The sequence below is a fragment of the Croceitalea marina genome (genome assembly GCF_042684265.1).
Classification (GTDB): Bacteria; Bacteroidota; Bacteroidia; order Flavobacteriales; family Flavobacteriaceae; genus Croceitalea; species Croceitalea marina.
In genome coordinates this window covers 68,249-84,359 of sequence record NZ_JBHULB010000080.1, presented here as the reverse complement: position 1 = coordinate 84,359, position 16,111 = coordinate 68,249, and the positions used below count along the sequence as shown (strand labels likewise).

Genomic DNA, 16,111 nt, shown 5'->3' with positions numbered 1-16,111 from the left:
TTTCGAGTTTGTTTATTTTTTTCTTACAAAATTATCTTTTGTTTTGTCAAAAACGTAATCTATTACTTCTTGATGTCTACGTTTTGAACGAACGGCACTACCTGCCGCAGGCGCACCGTAAAATCTTCTAGAAGCTACCCTAAAGTCCTTTGCTTCTTCTAAATGCATTAATAAATGGCCCCAGGCCCCCATATTTCTAGGTTCTTCTTGGGCCCAAACTATTTCTTCCGCTTTATTATACTTTTTAATCACCTTTTGTAAAGCTGCTACTGGTATCGGGAACAACTGCTCTAATCTAACCAGCGCAACATCATCTCTTTTAGATTCTTCTTTTTCGGCAAGCAAATCATAGTAAAATTTCCCTGTACATAACACCAAAGTTTTGGTTTTGCCCGAAGTAGCCGTTGGGTCGTCAATCAATTCTTGAAAACTACCGTTTGCCAATTCTTCTTTTGTAGAAACCACTTTTGGGTGCCTCAGCAAACTCTTCGGAGTAAACACAACTAGCGGCTTTCTGAATTCAGCTTTCATTTGTCTTCGCAACAAATGAAACATATTAGCCGGTGTAGTGACATCGGCAACATACATATTATCCTTGGCACATAGCTGTAAATAACGTTCCATACGCGCAGACGAATGCTCTGCTCCCTGACCTTCATAACCATGAGGCAATAATAGGACCAATCCGTTCTGAAGCTTCCATTTATCTTCGGCAGATGATAAATATTGATCGATAACAATTTGGGCTCCGTTGCTAAAATCACCAAATTGAGCTTCCCAGATAGTTAATGTTTTTGGGTTTGCCATGGCATAACCATAATCAAAGGCCATTACCGCATACTCTGACAATAAGGAATTATAGATATGGAATTTACCGTTTTGTTGGTCTCCTAACTCGTTCAATAAAGTCACTTCTTCTTCATGCATTTCGGTTTTTATAACCGCATGTCTATGCGAAAAAGTACCACGTTCAACATCTTGACCGCTCATACGCACATCATACCCCTCTTCAATAAGTGAACCGTAGGCCAACAGTTCTCCCATAGCCCAGTCTAACTTATTGTCTTCAAAGTACATTTTGTGACGCCCCTGCACCAAACGTTCTAATTTTCTCAAGAACTTTTTACCTTCTGGCAGTTTGGTAATACTGGCAGCTACCTTATCCATTTTTTTAAGAGAATACGAAGTGTTTATCGGCTTCAGCATAGCATCTTCTTCCATGAGCTTGAAACCTTCCCACTCATCTTGCATAAATGGCGTTATTCGTGTCTTCTCTATTTTACGGGAATCCATCAAATCTTCTTCAAGATTCTTTTTATATTCCTGTTCCAGATTCTTAACATATGCCTCATCGATAACACCTTCCGCAATTAACTTTTGCGCATAAATGTCTCTTGGGTTCTGATGTTTAGAAATAGATTTATACAATAATGGTTGTGTAAATTTAGGCTCATCACCTTCATTGTGTCCATACTTTCGATATCCTAACAAATCTAAAAATACATCACGCTTAAAACGCATTCTATATTCCAAAGCAAATGTTGCCGCATGAACAACTGCCTCGGCATCATCAGCATTTACATGAAGGACTGGGGAAAGAGTTACCTTTCCGATATCTGTACAATAAGTAGATGAGCGTGCATCTAGATAGTTTGTCGTAAAACCGATTTGGTTGTTTACCACAATATGTATGGTACCCCCGGTTTGATACCCATCTAAACGGGCCATTTGAATAATTTCATAAACTACGCCTTGTCCTGCAAAAGCTGCATCTCCGTGAACAAGAATCGGTAAAACTTCTGAATTATTATCTTGATGAGAGGCGTCTTGTTTTGCTCGAGCGATACCTTCAACGATTCCATTGACCGTTTCTAAGTGCGATGGATTTGGAGCTATATTCATGTTCATCATCTTACCAGAATCTGTTTCTCGCATAGATGTCCAACCCAAATGATATTTTACATCACCATCAAAAATAGTTTCTTCATAATCTTTACCATCAAACTCACTAAAAATATCTTTCGGTGATTTTCCGAAAATATTCGTCAATACGCTCAAACGGCCTCGGTGCGCCATACCCATGACTACCTGTTTTACACCGGCATTTGCTGCTTTTTCTATAATCATATCCAAGGCAGGAATTAGAGACTCTCCGCCTTCTAATGAAAAACGTTTTTGCCCTACATATTTGGTATGCAAAAAACTTTCAAAAGAAACAGCCTCATTTAGCTTTCTAAGGATGTTTTTCTTTTCATCGGCTGAGTAGCTCGGATGATTGTCATTCACATTCAACCAGTCTTGAATCCATTGAATGCGGTCGGGGGTTCGGATGTACATGTACTCCACGCCTATTGCATCACAATAGATACTTTCTAAATGTTTTATAATGTCCTTAAGACTGCTCGCACCAATACCTATAATACTGCCTGCATCAAATACGGTATCCATATCCTCTTGAGAGAGCCCAAAATTGGTCACATCAAGATTTGGCTCGTATTTGCGTCTTTCCCTTACCGGGTTAGTTTCCGTGAATAAATGCCCGCGCGAACGATATCCGTCAATTAAACGAATAACATTGAATTCTTTTTGTAATGATTGCGGAATTTCTACTTGTTGCCCATTGATTAAGGCAGACCCTGCATTTTCAGCAGGTCTTATGTCAAGCTCATCCAATGAGCTTTCCATACCAAAATCAAAACCTTGAAAAAAAGCCCTCCAACTGGGCTCAACACTATCCGGGCTTACTAAATACTTGTCGTACATCTCCGAAAAAAAGGAAGTATGCACTGCATTCAAAAAGGAATATTTATCCATGAATTACTTTCTGTATCTTTAGCATAAATTTTATCAAAAATACAATATTTACAACAGCTAACGGAGCAAGAAAAGGTATTATTGTTAAAAATGAAAGTTTAAAACAAATTCTCTTAAAATGGCCTTAAAAAAAGTTCTTTTTTTACTTTTCATTAGCACTTTAGTGCAACATACTATTGCCCAAACATCACCTAATTCCAATGATTTTTGGAGGAACGTACGTTTTGGTGGCGGACTGGGTTTTGGCCTTAGCAATGGTGGGTTTAACGCTTCGGTTTCCCCTAGTGCCATTTACCAATTTAATGAACAGTTTGCGGCGGGAACCTCATTTACCTTTAATTATGCCAAATTCGATAATGATAAACGTTTGGCCTATGGGGCGAGCGCTTTAGCGCTATACAATCCCGTGCCATTTCTACAAATCTCCGCTGAATATGAGCAACTACGTGTTAATCTTAGCCAACAGGTAGGAGCTACGACTTTTGAGGATAATTATTGGTCTCCGGCCCTATTCTTCGGTCTCGGATACACCAATAGAAATGTCACGATAGGTCTTCGTTATGACGTATTATACGATGAAAATAGAAGCATTTACTTGGATGCCTGGATGCCTTTTGTTCGTGTGTTTTTCTAACTTTTTTTACTATAAATTCTTTTGAAATAGACCTTTTGATATATTCTTTTTAAGACTAGAAAAACTACTTGCTCCGATACATCGACAGCATCGGTGGGTTTTATAGTAGCGAAGGAAGCTTCTGGCACATCAATGGAATACATTAGGTTTAAATAGCCTTCAAAATCTTCCAATAGTAATACATAGATTTTTTCTTTTAAAGTTGTTTCCAAAGCACCTGAATCTACGTCAGTTCCTATTAAAAAAGCGATGTTCACATGCTCAAAATCTTTCCGAAGTTGTTGCACCAATTCATCGTAAAGCCCATTTTCGATGGCTCCACTCAACATTTGCCCTGTATTTTCTGGATTAAAATCCATAATGGCTTATAACTCCCTATTGTTTGTATATTTTTCCATCCTTCATTACAAAAACCACCTCTTCTAGCGTTTTTACATTTTCAACAGGGTTTTCATTTACCGCAATAATATCAGCTAAAAATCCTTTCCTTAACTGGCCTAAATTATCAATCCCCAGCAGTTTTGCGTTGGTAATGGTTGCTGCCTTTAAAGACTCTTTGACAGGAATACCCGCTTCCAATAAATAGCCAAACTCAATGGCGTTTTTTCCATGTGGAAAAACCCCGGCATCGGTACCGAATCCCATGGGGACCCCTTTCTTATAAGCCTTGGCCATGGTCGACTGGTGAATTGGTCCAATTTCTAATGCTTTACGAGCCACAACAGGCGGAAAGAAACCTGGTTGTTTTGCTTTCTCGGCGACCTGTTTGCCAGCACTTATTGTTGGTATTAAATAACAGTTATACTTCACCATTAATTCCATCGTTTCTTCACTCATAAAAGACCCGTGTTCAATGGTATTTACTCCACCCAGAACAGCCAATTTCATACCTTCATCACCATGTGCATGTGCTGCTACGGACATACCATAATTTTTTGCAGTGCTAGTTATTGCTTGAATTTCTTCCAAAGTAAATTGTGGGTTATGCCCGCTTTTAGCAACGCTAAGCACACCGCCGGTTGCAGTAATCTTTATGACATCCGCCCCATTTTTATAGCGTTGTCTAACCGCTTTTTTGCCATCTTCTGGTGAATTGACAACCCCCTCTTTTGGACCAGGGTCTCCCATTAGTTCTTTTCTTCTGCCGTTTGTTGGATCAGCATGGCCTCCCGTGGTAGCCAGAGCCATTCCTGATGTAAAAATTCTAGGGCCATCCACCAATCCTTTGTTAATGGCATTTCTAAGTGAAATATTAACTCCCGTTCCACCTAAATCTCTTACGGTGGTAAAGCCTGCCATTAAAGTCCTTTTTGCGTAAACCGTACTCTCCAGGGCCACATCAGCTTCATTTAGCGTAAACTCCTTCATATAACTTCCCTTGTTATACTCCGACTCCATATGCACATGCATATCTATTAAACCGGGTAAAACAACCTTATCCTTTAAATCTACGACTGTATCATTACTTCCTCCTTTAACAAATCCATCTTCAACTGTTTCAATGATATTACCAGAAACAATTATTGTCTTTTGAGAAAGCATTTTTTCGTTGGACACATCTATAACCGTTCCGCATTGCAAATATGTTTTTTGAGCTGCTAGTGATAAGCAAGAGAAAATTGAAATAAGTAGAAGAAATTTTTTCATAATTGGTTGGTCTAATTTTAGTCTTTTAAAAGTACTAAAATAAAATAGCCCAACTTATTAGTTGGGCCATTCCTAATAAATGTGTTTTTATCAGTTTCTGATTTTCTGCTCCCAGTCCCATGCAGATTTCATTGCTTCATCTAAGGTCGATTGCGCTTTCCAGCCTAAGACAGTATTTGCTTTTTGAGTATCGGCATATGCCTCTATTACGTCACCTTCTCTTCTCGAGACCACTTTATAATTCAATTTTTTACCCGAAACACGCTCAAAGCTCTTGATAACATCTAAAACGGAACTCCCTGTACCTGTACCAAGATTGAAGACTTCATAATTTTCTCCATTTTCATCTTTGACCAAACGCCGCAAAGCCGCAACATGCGCCTTGGCCAAGTCAACAACATGAATATAATCTCTGATACATGTTCCGTCTTCCGTAGGATAGTCATCACCATATACCGATAATTGCTCTCGCATACCAATACCTGTTTGAGTAATAAATGGAACTAGATTTTGTGGCACACCTACGGGCAATTCGCCTATCTCAACACTTGGGTGAGCACCTATTGGATTAAAATAGCGAAGTGCTATAGCCGATAAATGTGGCGTGACCTTACAAGTATCTCTAATAATCTCTTCACCAACCTGTTTTGTGTTTCCATAAGGTGATTCAGCTGGTTTTATAGGAGCATCCTCTGTAATAGGCATACTATCTGCTTGACCATAAACCGTACAAGAAGAACTGAATATCAAACTAGCTTTTCCCTTTTTGGAGAGTTCTTGGAGCAAATAGGTTAAAACACCTAAATTATTTTCATAGTACAACAAGGGTTTCTCAACGCTTTCACCAACAGCTTTTGACGCTGCAAAATGAATAACTCCCTCAATATCTGTATGTCGAGAAAAGAAATTTTCAACCTTAGATTTATCTCTAAGGTCAAATTGCTCAAAAACAGGCTTTTTGCCAGTAATGTTTAAAATTCCATCCAGTACTTTTTCCTCGGCGTTAGAGAGGTCATCTATTATCACAACATCAAAGCCTTCTTTTTGCAGTTCAACCACGGTGTGGGAACCGATAAAACCTAAACCTCCGGTGACAAGAATCTTCATATACTATTTTTACAAGGAACTAAAGTTATAACTTTAACTTACTGTTTATTTACAAACTCGATAATCATAGCCGTAATATAGCCTATCTGCTCATCATCCAACTCCGTATGCATCGGTAAAGAAATAACTTCTTCAACCAATTGATTCGTTACAGCAAAGTTGGCTTCGATATAACGCTCATCAACATAGGCTTTTTGACTATGCAATGGAATAGGATAGTATACACCGCATGGCACTCCATTATTATTTAAATGTTGCACTAAGGCATCCCTTTTACCATTCGTGATTTTTAGGGTATACTGATGAAACACATGACAATCACAGGTGTCACAAATACCATCACAACCATTAACAGTTTTGGGCACTACAATATGTTCTTGATTCTTAAAGGCTTCTGAATATTTTCTAGCAGCGTTTCGCCTTTTAGCGTTATAACTATTCAATTTCGGAAGCTTTGCCCTTAAGACTGCAGCCTGAATTGAATCTAATCTAGAATTTACACCAACAACATCATGATGGTATCGTTTGTACATCCCATGATTTACAATACCTCGAATGGTATGGGCTAAATCATCATCATTGGTAAATATTGCGCCACCATCACCGTAACAACCCAAATTTTTTGAGGGGAAAAAAGAAGTAGAGGCCACATGACCTATGGTACCGGACATCTTCTTAGTACCATCTTTAAACCTGTGTTTTGCACCAATACCTTGGGCATTATCTTCGATAACAAAAAGGTTATGTTTTTTGGCCAAATCCATAATGGCATCCATATCTGCGCACTGACCAAACAAATGCACTGGAACAATTGCCTTGGTTTTGGGTGTAATGGCTTTTTCTATGGCATCGATAGAAATATTGAAAGTATCTGGCTCTACATCTACTAAAACTGGAGTCAATTGCAACAAAGCGATTACTTCAACAGTGGCGGCAAATGTAAAATCTGCAGTAATGACTTCATCACCAGGCTTTAAACCCAAGCCCATCATACATATCTGTAAGGCATCCGTACCATTGGCACATGGAATTACATGCTTTACCTCAAGATAATCTTCCAGTTCTTTTTGAAAAGCTTGAACCTCTGGGCCATTTATAAATGCAGAAGATTCTAAGATATTTGATATTGATGAATTTACCTGGTCTTTTATTCCTTGGTATTGACCGCCAAGGTCTACCATTTGAATTTTTTTCATCTAAACGAATTAGACTACAAAATTAAGAAATTAAGCCACTGCAAATCTTCATTGCCATAAGAAATGTATTTTAGCACAAACTTATTTTTGTGCACGCCTTGTATTCCTTTTTGGTTCATATAGCTTGGTTTTTTCTAAAACTGATAGCATTAATAAAACCAAAAATCAAACTTTTTGTAGATGGTCGTAAAAATGTCTTTTCAGATTTAAGTGATTCCATCACCTCTACGGACAAAGTCATTTGGATGCACGTAGCATCTCTTGGTGAATACGAACAAGGACTTCCTATTCTTCAAAAGCTTAAAAGGCTTTATCCAAACCATAAACTGTTACTAACATTTTTCTCCCCATCAGGCTATGAAGTAAAAAAGAACACTCCCTTTGCAGATATTGTCACCTATCTTCCTTTGGACACCATTACCAATGCTAAAAGATTTATCAAACAGGTCAATCCAAAAATGGCCATATTTATCAAGTATGAAATTTGGCCAAATTATCTAAATACCTTAAAGAAAAATAAAGTGCCCACATTTTTAGCGTCTGCATTATTTTCTAAAAAGCAGGTCTACTTTAAATGGTATGGTAGCTTTATGCGAAAAAGCTTAAAAGCGTTTGACCACTTCTTTGTGCAAGATTCAAACTCAAAAAAAGCTCTAAATTCAATCGGTTTCAATAATGTTACCGTTAGTGGTGATACACGATTTGATAGGGTATCTGAAATTCTCGATCAAAACAACGAACTTGACTTCATGAATGCTTTTAAGCAAAATAAGTTTTGCGTTGTTGTCGGAAGCAGTTGGCCGGAAGATGAAAAAATCATTGCCGATTTCATAAACACTTCTGCAGAAGACATCAAGTTTGTAATAGCACCACATGATATTAAAAATGAGCACTTAAAAAGTCTAACAGAACGTCTTACTAAAAAAACTGCCTGCTATTCTCAGAGAGAAAGTAAGCCTTTAGAGAATTACGACGTGTTAATTATTGATACCATCGGGCTACTCACAAAAATTTATAGTTATGCTGATATGGCATACGTTGGAGGTGGTTTCAAAACCGGACTTCACAATACCTTGGAACCTGCCGTATTTGGAATACCAATAATCATTGGCCCAAATTATAGTGGCTTTAAAGAAGCTGAGGATTTGGTCAACAGCGGAGGCGTTCTATCTATAAAAAACGAAGTAGAATTTCTTAAGACCATCAATAACTTGCTGACGAATGAAAGCCTAATGAAATCTACAGGTAAAATTAATTCAAAGTATGTAAGTAGCAATACCGGAGCTACCATCAAGTTCTTGAACCATATCGATCCAAGAATTTAATTTTTCCTAGATTTAAACAAATTAAAACCAACCATGGATAAACGTATTTTAAGAATTTCGCTTACCGCAGCATTAGCAGGCTTTCTATTTGGTTTTGATACCGTAGTAATCAGTGGCGCCAATCAACCTATAAAAGAATTATGGGGTACGAACTGGTTTTTAGGAGAAACTCCGTTTACTTTTCACGGAATTTTTATTATGTCAATGGCCCTTTGGGGAACCGTATTGGGTTCTTTGTTCGGAGGTATTCCTTGTGATAAAATTGGGCGTAAAAAAACGCTACTTTGGATAGGCATACTCTATTTTCTGTCAGCAGTGGGTTCCGCTCTAGCGGTAGAACCTTATAGTTTTTCGTTTTTTAGATTTATAGGTGGGGTTGGGGTTGGTGCCTCTTCGGTAGCCGCTCCAATTTATATTTCAGAAATTTCTAAAGCTAGTAATCGTGGTCGACTTACGGCCATGTACCAGTTCAATATCGTGTTTGGAATACTGATTGCCTTTATCTCAAACTACCTCATCGGTCTACTTTTTACCCCGGATAATGCCTGGCGTTGGATGCTGGGCATTGAAGGCTTACCCGCACTTATTTATACCATTATGGTGCTAAAAATACCAAATAGCCCAAGATGGCTGGCCTTAAAAGGAAGTGAAGATTCCACTATATTAAATGCCCTGCATAATCTTGGTATTGAAAAAGACCTTGCAATGGCGCGGCTCTCAGAATTGAAAAAATCACTTGAGACTTCTATTTCCAATCAAAAAGAAAAACTCTTTGCAGGAAAGTATAATAAACCTTTACTACTAGCCTTTCTAATAGCGCTCTTTAATCAATTATCTGGTATTAACTTTGTACTGTACTATGCTCCCGAAATTCTAGAACGGGCAGGTCTAGCCTCTGGCGAATCACTGTTGAGTTCTATTTCCATAGGTGTTATCAACCTGGTTTTTACCTTCATCGGTATTGCCCTAATTGACAAACTGGGCAGAAAGCAACTTATGTACATCGGTTCAATAGGTTATATTTTAAGTTTGGCCATGGTAGGCTGGTGTTTTTACAGCGGGGCAAGTTCTTTACTACTTTTAATATTTATTTTGGTTTTTATAGCCTCACATGCCGTTGGCCAAGGTGCTGTAATTTGGGTGTTTATTTCTGAAATCTTCCCCAATAAAGTTAGGGCCTATGGGCAATCTTGGGGCACTGGCACGCATTGGGTATTCGCGGCCCTAATAACCTTATTGACCCCAACCTTTTTAGATAGTGAGATAGGTATTTTTAAAGAAAATCCTTGGCCTATTTTTATTTTCTTCTCTACGATGATGGTACTACAATTACTATTTGTCATTTTCATGATGCCTGAGACCAAAGGAGTATCTTTAGAAGATTTGGCAAAGAAAATGAGGGGCGCTAAAAAGTAGAAATACAATTTAAAATCTTGACCAAACACATATAAAACCAAGCCTTTTATCGAATAAGAGGCTGATTTTTAAGACAGTGTACTAAATAATTATGTACATTGATACAAACTATATGATTATGTCAGAAAAAGCATCAACGGGAACTGGTCTTTTAGACGGCTTTCTGCGATTAATGATTTTCGCTTTAGTCGCAATTTTAATAGCAATACCTGTATGTATTGCTCTAGAATTATTGGGAATATTATAAATGCAGCCATCAATATTTTTGGTTTAAAACTTACTTGACCACAAATATTAAGACTTTTACCACAAAATTGTAGGATTTTACAACAACTTCGATCCTTTAGGGAATAATTAGGCCTAACTTGAATATGAATCATAATTTAAGTAGGTTTTATTATGGAAAATTTATCATTTAAAAATGGGGTAGATTCGTATCTATCACTACTAATTATTGCGCTTAATGGCGTTTTGGCCATTACAGCGATTGGAACTTTACTGGCCTTAGTAGGCTTGATATGATGACTTATTAACCAAATACAATTTAAGTTATTACGTGTTTAGTGAAAAAGCCTCTTCAAATTTGAAGAGGCTTTTTTATGTATGAAGAAATACTCCCTTCGACTCGTGCCTTGCTAAAGACAGGCTTCTCGTCCCCCTAATACCGACAAAACCTTGCCAAACAAAAAAAGCCTCTCGTTTCAAAGAAGCTTCCGTTTTGTGCGGGCGGAGAGACTCGAACTCTCACACCTCGCGGCACTAGATCCTAAGTCTGGTATATATTGCACCAATAAAGCATAAATTATCTCATTTTCAATGATTTATGTTATCAGTCATTTTATTTAAAGTCAATTAATATCAGTTGATATCAACATTTGTTGTACCTATGTTGTACCCAAAAGTTCTAATAAAGACGTATCTTTAAGGTGAATTTTTGACAAAATGTTGTACCTGATTTGACTTTCGTACTCAAAACAGGTTCATAATGTCAACAAGTGCAAAAATAATTCTTCGTAAAAAGCCCAACTCAAAAGGTCTATATCCTCTTGCTATTAGGATAACTAAAGACCGTCGTTCAACGTATAAACACATAGGTCACTATATCGAACTAGAAGATTGGGACACAAAAAATCTTAAGGTAAAGAAATCACATCCAAATGCAGAAAGTCTGAACAATCTATTAACCTCAAAGCTTTCAGAAGCCAGAAAAGGTTTAATTATTTTACAGACCAATAACAAGGATGCAACGGCACATCAAATTAAAAAGGAAATTTACAAGCCAACTTCCAAGCTGACTTTTTTTGATTTTGCAGATGAACATCTTGAAGCTCTGGAAGCAGAAAATAAAATTAATCGCCATTCTACGGATTCAGCTTGGCTCAGTTATATTGAGAAATATTGCAAAGCCCGACACCTTACTTTTCAAGAAATTGATGAGCGTTTTCTCAAAAAGTTCAAAATCTATCTAAAAGGGACTTGCTCGCTTACCGAAACTACTGCTATGAATGTTATGGTTTTAATTCGATTACTTTTTAATCGGGCAATCAAGGATAAGGTAGTAAGTAAAGAACTATATCCGTTTGGGACAGGTAAATTTAAAATCAAGTTTCCTGAAACTACCAAAACGGGACTTACAGGAAAAGAAATACAAGCCCTTGAAAATGTTTCCGAGCTTTCGGGTATGGAAAAACATTCCTTAAATGTTTGGCTGTTTAGCTTCTATTTTGCCGGAATGCGTGTTTCGGATGTTCTATTTACAAGGTGGTCCCAGATTTATGATGGCAGACTACATTACAGAATGGGTAAGAATTCAAAATTGTTATCCTTAAAAATACCCAGTAAGGTTGAAAAAATTTTATTGCAGTATATAACGGACAGAATGAATGATGATGATTTTGTGTTTCCAGAAATGAAAAAAGCAGATTTAACCGATGCGAAAGATATTTATAGAAAGAAGAAAGTCGCAAATAAAAAGTTCAACGACCATCTAAAGAAAATTGCGAAAAGAGCAGGTATTCAAAAAAAGGTAACAATGCATATTGCACGTCATTCTTTTGGCAATATTGCCGCAGATAATATCCACCCTTTAATGCTTCAAAAGTTATATCGTCATACAGATTTAAAAACCACCATTAATTACCAAGCCAACTTCATCCATAAAGATGCAGATGATGCCTTGGATAGTGTAGTCAACTTTTAAGCGACATAATTATTCGTAATTTTAATCTTCACATCAGTTTTAACTGAAAGCATTCGTCACATTTCAAATTTTTAAAAAATCGTCAAAAAAATTAAAATATATTTAATTATTTGCTTAGATAATTATATAATTTTATTTTTACATCAAATGTTGAATTATGAAACTTGAAATAACCTGTACAAGAGCTGAAGCCGACCATAAGCAGATATCACGTTGTCGAGAGTCTTTGGATAAAACTTCAAAAACAATTAGTGAAATGGGTAAGATTTTTTCCCTCGCAGGTAATGAAACAAGGCTAAAAATTCTTTTTCTTCTCAACCAAGAAAAAGAACTATGTCCCTGTGATTTCTCAGATATTTTAAAAATGAGTGTTCCTGCAATTTCTCAACATATTCGTAAAATGAAAGATGTCGACCTAATTACTTCTAGACGTGAAGGGCAGACACTCTTTTATTCTATTAATGCACAAAGAAGTAGTATGCTGATGAATATTTTAAATAATATTCAATCTGATAAGATAGCTGTATAATAAAAAAACTGTGCTTACTATTGATTTTTAAGTTGCAGATTCAAAAAATCACATTGCCAGTACAGGTGATGATACTATTTTAAATAATCGGTATACCCTATTAAACCAAATTAGAACCTAATAAATTATGATACATATTATAACAACGGGTGGAACCATAGAGGGGCTAGATTATAATAAAAAAGAAAATGCTCCTAATGAAGTAGGTATATCGATTAAGACTTTTCTTAATTCGGCCAATGTAAAATTCGATTATACTATTGAAGAAGCATTCAATAAAGATAGTCGCTTTATTACAGATGATGACCGTCGGCTTTTGGTTGATAAAATTAAAGCTACGAGAACAGAAAAAATAATATTAACCCACGGTACTTTCACTATGGAAGATACCGCAAAATATATCGGAAAACTTAACCTAAAGAAAACGATAGTCTTGGTTGGCTCATTTGTTTTAGGCACATCCAATAATACAGATGCTCCATTTAATTTAGGTTACGCAATATGCTCAGTTCAATTTCTAAAACCAGATGTATATGTAGCAATGAACGGCACCATATTTCATTGGGAAAACGTAACAAAAAATTTAGAAACCAACAAATTTGAGCAGCAATGAAAAAGATAAATGTTTGGAACATCAATACATTGGACTACTTTTTTCTATCTTTTATTGGATACGGTCATTGTATTGTTCACGCTCTACTATTCTACCCGAAAAGACTCAAGTGGCTATAAACGATTTTTATCGTTGGGTATTTTATTCATTACTTATAATCTATCAGGTGGATTCTTGCCTGTAAAGGATTTTCCTGGCCCTCTTATTCTTCAATACATCATAACCTATGGCGTTGCCATAGCTTTATGTGTTTATATAGTTTACTACCTCTATAAAGAATATGATATCATAGTATTAAAGTACAATTCTTCCATTAGGAACTTGGCTATATTAACTTCTGGTAGTTTTATTATTCTCTTCTTAATTCCCTATTTCTTTACTTGTTCATTAGATTCTTCAAGGTTACTTTTTACAATACCTATTTCGGTTCTTGCCTTTGTTTTTTTGGGGATGTTTTATGAAAGAATTTCACATCCAAATAATCCAAATGAATACATATTACGTCGTAATAGGTTATCGATGATTAGCGTTACAAGTATTGCATTGTTACCTATATTGACCTTAATCGGGGATTTTCAATGGTTGACTTTTACCGTTATGAATGCGGCTTTTTATGCCATAACCATTGTTGAAATTGACAGACACCTATACTTCTTGGAAAATAAGACCAAGATGTACGAAGTATTTGCTATGAGTAAAGAACAGGCAATTCACTCAGCAGACACAAAAATAATTTATGAAAACTTGACAAGAAGGGAAATAGAAATTACCTTGTCCATTCTAAGCAATCTCAGTTATAAGCAAATAGCCAAGGATTTATTCATTGCTGAAAGCACCGTCTCCAAACACGCTTCAAATATCTACAAAAAAACAGGTGTAAAAAATAGAAGACAATTTATTAATCGATATCGAAAAAAGTCGAAGTAGCGTTGTTCCTAATACCAGAGCGATTACCGTAGGAAAATACGGTTCATTCCGTAGATATCTACGGAATAAAATATCCTTCATTCAAAATTATGTTATTATATTTCAGTAGCTCTTTAGATGTCCCTTGTCGTAAAAAGTTCTCCTAACAAAGTACCTGTCCTGCGCATTCGCTAACTAAAGAGCTCTAACAACAACTAATCCACCCAAACTAAGACTGCGCCCAATATTGTTGGGCTTAACTGTATTTATGGCTGCAAATGGATTTAGAAATGTTAGGCAAAAATCTTCTCGTGACATTAGACGAGATAAGTCTCGAAAATCTACCGATTTTGGAACAATCCTATCGTTCTATTCAGTTAAGTAGAAACTTGCTTACTGTTTTTAAAAGAAACATTCTGACCAATGATTTTGAAAGTGTTGAGAATGAAATAATCTTCTTCAAAAAAATAAAACAAGTGCCATTGGTTAAACTTATATATTTCTCAGAAATTCATTCTTTTGAAATTCAATTTCCCAAAGCAGACAGAGCTGCACAATTAAAATTTGTAAAAAAGAAGATTAGTAAATTAAATCGCTTTTTTCTTTATAACCTTGATTTCGGCCAATACGTTAAATCTGGTGCAACCCACTTTGACAAAGCTTATTACACCAGAAAGCATCTTGATATTTATCATATTACTACTTCCAAATTCTATTTTCAAGACCCTGATTTTTGTACACCGAGAGATATGCTTTTAGGAAAGTTCAAGGCTTATATATCTCTTATCAACTATATGGACCAAAAGAAACATTCTATTAAAAGTAGAGTGAACGGAAATAGTGTGACTATAAAACCTACAGAAAAAATTCCTTGGCCGTTCACAAATACAGACTGGGTTGAACTTCTATATTCACTAAGTGCTGCTGGAATGACGAAACAAAAGGGTCTAAGTATTATTAAATTATCTAAAATTTTGCAAGAAGTATTCGACTTTACTCCAAAGGAAATCTACAAAACATTTCAGGACATCAAAAATCGTAAAAATAGCCGAACATTATTCCTCGACCAATTGACGGCTTCCCTTCTTTCGGAAATGGACAAAAGCGAGGAATAGTCGCTAGTTGTTATCATTCGTTCCTTCTTTTATATGTTAAAAAAAGACCGTACTAAGGTTGACCTACGGTAATTGTATTCCGCAGTTGTCTTTCATAAATTTTGATACAATTTCAAGGTCTGTTAGTTACGAAAGCACGCTTAAACACTACTAAAACAATTGAAATTTCAAAATGTTAAATTTTAACCGTAGTACGGTTGTACTGGGGAATAAAATCCATTAAAGCTATTCAAATTTGTAGAACGAAAGTCAAATCAGGTCAGGGGCTATCAAATTAGTTGAAAGTGATTAGGTAGTCCCTTGCCATAAAACCGTTCTATTATGCCAGCAAGTATTATTACAACAGACGACCTTCGAGACTTCAAATTAGAATTGCTCGATGACATTAAAAAAATATTATCTAAACAAGATAATGGGAAACTCAAAAAATACCTCAAATCTTCTGAGGTTATGGATTTACTTCAGGTAAGCCCAGGTACCTTACAAAACCTTCGCATCAATGGCACTCTACCCTATACTAAAGTTGGTGGTATTATCTACTACGATGCCGAGGAAATACAAAACATAATGACTTCCAACCGTGTTCAGCACGGTTCAAATTCCTAAATA

At 36.3% G+C, this 16,111-nt stretch carries 16 protein-coding genes; 11 read left to right on the top strand and 5 right to left on the bottom strand.

Annotation, left to right across the window (positions count from 1 at the left end; all coding sequences use genetic code 11):
* Positions 1-12: 12 nt before the first annotated feature.
* Complete coding sequence (locus ACFSQJ_RS16805) at positions 13-2,814, bottom strand: 2-oxoglutarate dehydrogenase E1 component (protein ID WP_377768086.1); 2,802 nt, start codon at positions 2,812-2,814, stop codon at positions 13-15.
* A gap of 118 nt (positions 2,815-2,932) precedes the next feature.
* Here ACFSQJ_RS16805 and ACFSQJ_RS16800 point away from each other — a divergent pair, with 118 nt between their 5' ends.
* Positions 2,933-3,448: an alpha-ketoglutarate decarboxylase gene (locus ACFSQJ_RS16800; RefSeq protein ID WP_377768085.1), complete on the top strand. Its 516-nt coding sequence runs from the start codon at positions 2,933-2,935 to the stop codon at positions 3,446-3,448.
* On the opposite strand, the gene ACFSQJ_RS16795 is transcribed toward ACFSQJ_RS16800, so the two are convergent.
* The 4 genes from ACFSQJ_RS16795 to ACFSQJ_RS16780 form a co-directional block, all read right to left on the bottom strand.
* Positions 3,445-3,807, bottom strand: a complete 363-nt coding sequence (locus tag ACFSQJ_RS16795) for a hypothetical protein (protein ID WP_377768084.1) — start codon at positions 3,805-3,807, stop codon at positions 3,445-3,447. The genes ACFSQJ_RS16800 and ACFSQJ_RS16795 overlap by 4 nt on opposite strands.
* A gap of 16 nt (positions 3,808-3,823) precedes the next feature.
* Complete coding sequence (locus ACFSQJ_RS16790; protein WP_377768083.1) at positions 3,824-5,095, bottom strand: metal-dependent hydrolase family protein; 1,272 nt, start codon at positions 5,093-5,095, stop codon at positions 3,824-3,826.
* 90 nt (positions 5,096-5,185) lie between these two features.
* Positions 5,186-6,202, bottom strand: a complete 1,017-nt coding sequence (gene galE / locus ACFSQJ_RS16785; RefSeq protein WP_377768082.1) for a UDP-glucose 4-epimerase GalE — start codon at positions 6,200-6,202, stop codon at positions 5,186-5,188.
* Positions 6,203-6,240: 38 nt separating this feature from the next.
* Positions 6,241-7,398: a DegT/DnrJ/EryC1/StrS family aminotransferase gene (locus ACFSQJ_RS16780; RefSeq protein ID WP_377768081.1), complete on the bottom strand. Its 1,158-nt coding sequence runs from the start codon at positions 7,396-7,398 to the stop codon at positions 6,241-6,243.
* An 89-nt stretch (positions 7,399-7,487) separates the two neighbouring features.
* On the opposite strand from ACFSQJ_RS16780, the gene ACFSQJ_RS16775 reads away from it, so the two are divergent.
* The 10 genes from ACFSQJ_RS16775 (at position 7,488) to ACFSQJ_RS16730 (ending at position 16,108) form a co-directional block, all read left to right on the top strand.
* On the top strand, positions 7,488-8,723 hold the full coding sequence (locus ACFSQJ_RS16775; RefSeq protein ID WP_377768080.1) for a 3-deoxy-D-manno-octulosonic acid transferase: 1,236 nt from the start codon (positions 7,488-7,490) through the stop codon (positions 8,721-8,723).
* A 33-nt stretch (positions 8,724-8,756) separates the two neighbouring features.
* Positions 8,757-10,139 (top strand): sugar porter family MFS transporter, encoded by a 1,383-nt coding sequence (locus ACFSQJ_RS16770; protein WP_377768079.1) that lies wholly within the window; start codon positions 8,757-8,759, stop codon positions 10,137-10,139.
* A gap of 91 nt (positions 10,140-10,230) precedes the next feature.
* On the top strand, positions 10,231-10,386 hold the full coding sequence (locus tag ACFSQJ_RS16765) for a hypothetical protein (RefSeq protein WP_377768078.1): 156 nt from the start codon (positions 10,231-10,233) through the stop codon (positions 10,384-10,386).
* Positions 10,387-10,538: 152 nt separating this feature from the next.
* Complete coding sequence (locus ACFSQJ_RS16760) at positions 10,539-10,661, top strand: hypothetical protein (protein ID WP_377768077.1); 123 nt, start codon at positions 10,539-10,541, stop codon at positions 10,659-10,661.
* A gap of 463 nt (positions 10,662-11,124) precedes the next feature.
* A complete protein-coding gene (locus ACFSQJ_RS16755) occupies positions 11,125-12,339 on the top strand; it encodes a site-specific integrase (protein WP_099543772.1) in 1,215 nt (404 codons plus the stop codon).
* A 157-nt stretch (positions 12,340-12,496) separates the two neighbouring features.
* Positions 12,497-12,868 (top strand): ArsR/SmtB family transcription factor, encoded by a 372-nt coding sequence (locus tag ACFSQJ_RS16750; protein ID WP_099543774.1) that lies wholly within the window; start codon positions 12,497-12,499, stop codon positions 12,866-12,868.
* A 127-nt stretch (positions 12,869-12,995) separates the two neighbouring features.
* Positions 12,996-13,481 (top strand): asparaginase domain-containing protein, encoded by a 486-nt coding sequence (locus ACFSQJ_RS16745; RefSeq protein WP_099543776.1) that lies wholly within the window; start codon positions 12,996-12,998, stop codon positions 13,479-13,481.
* A 9-nt stretch (positions 13,482-13,490) separates the two neighbouring features.
* Entirely contained in the window at positions 13,491-14,408 is a 918-nt protein-coding gene (locus ACFSQJ_RS16740; RefSeq protein WP_099543779.1) for a helix-turn-helix domain-containing protein, read from the top strand.
* Positions 14,409-14,665: 257 nt separating this feature from the next.
* Positions 14,666-15,502: an RteC domain-containing protein gene (locus ACFSQJ_RS16735; protein WP_099543781.1), complete on the top strand. Its 837-nt coding sequence runs from the start codon at positions 14,666-14,668 to the stop codon at positions 15,500-15,502.
* A 321-nt stretch (positions 15,503-15,823) separates the two neighbouring features.
* Positions 15,824-16,108, top strand: a complete 285-nt coding sequence (locus ACFSQJ_RS16730; RefSeq protein WP_099543784.1) for a helix-turn-helix domain-containing protein — start codon at positions 15,824-15,826, stop codon at positions 16,106-16,108.
* Positions 16,109-16,111: the final 3 nt, after the last annotated feature.

Excerpts from the sequence above, each read along its gene's own strand:
- ACFSQJ_RS16805 (WP_377768086.1), bottom strand. The coding sequence starts at position 2,814 with ATGGATAAATATTCCTTTTTGAATGCAGTGCATACTTCCTTTTTTTCG.
- ACFSQJ_RS16800 (WP_377768085.1), top strand. The coding sequence starts at position 2,933 with ATGGCCTTAAAAAAAGTTCTTTTTTTACTTTTCATTAGCACTTTAGTG.
- ACFSQJ_RS16795 (WP_377768084.1), bottom strand. The coding sequence starts at position 3,807 with ATGGATTTTAATCCAGAAAATACAGGGCAAATGTTGAGTGGAGCCATC.
- ACFSQJ_RS16790 (WP_377768083.1), bottom strand. The coding sequence starts at position 5,095 with ATGAAAAAATTTCTTCTACTTATTTCAATTTTCTCTTGCTTATCACTA.
- galE (WP_377768082.1), bottom strand. The coding sequence starts at position 6,202 with ATGAAGATTCTTGTCACCGGAGGTTTAGGTTTTATCGGTTCCCACACC.
- ACFSQJ_RS16780 (WP_377768081.1), bottom strand. The coding sequence starts at position 7,398 with ATGAAAAAAATTCAAATGGTAGACCTTGGCGGTCAATACCAAGGAATA.
- ACFSQJ_RS16770 (WP_377768079.1), top strand. The coding sequence starts at position 8,757 with ATGGATAAACGTATTTTAAGAATTTCGCTTACCGCAGCATTAGCAGGC.
- ACFSQJ_RS16765 (WP_377768078.1), top strand. The coding sequence starts at position 10,231 with ATGTACATTGATACAAACTATATGATTATGTCAGAAAAAGCATCAACG.
- ACFSQJ_RS16760 (WP_377768077.1), top strand. The coding sequence starts at position 10,539 with ATGGAAAATTTATCATTTAAAAATGGGGTAGATTCGTATCTATCACTA.
- ACFSQJ_RS16755 (WP_099543772.1), top strand. The coding sequence starts at position 11,125 with ATGTCAACAAGTGCAAAAATAATTCTTCGTAAAAAGCCCAACTCAAAA.
- ACFSQJ_RS16750 (WP_099543774.1), top strand. The coding sequence starts at position 12,497 with ATGAAACTTGAAATAACCTGTACAAGAGCTGAAGCCGACCATAAGCAG.
- ACFSQJ_RS16745 (WP_099543776.1), top strand. The coding sequence starts at position 12,996 with ATGATACATATTATAACAACGGGTGGAACCATAGAGGGGCTAGATTAT.
- ACFSQJ_RS16740 (WP_099543779.1), top strand. The coding sequence starts at position 13,491 with ATGTTTGGAACATCAATACATTGGACTACTTTTTTCTATCTTTTATTG.
- ACFSQJ_RS16735 (WP_099543781.1), top strand. The coding sequence starts at position 14,666 with ATGGATTTAGAAATGTTAGGCAAAAATCTTCTCGTGACATTAGACGAG.
- ACFSQJ_RS16730 (WP_099543784.1), top strand. The coding sequence starts at position 15,824 with ATGCCAGCAAGTATTATTACAACAGACGACCTTCGAGACTTCAAATTA.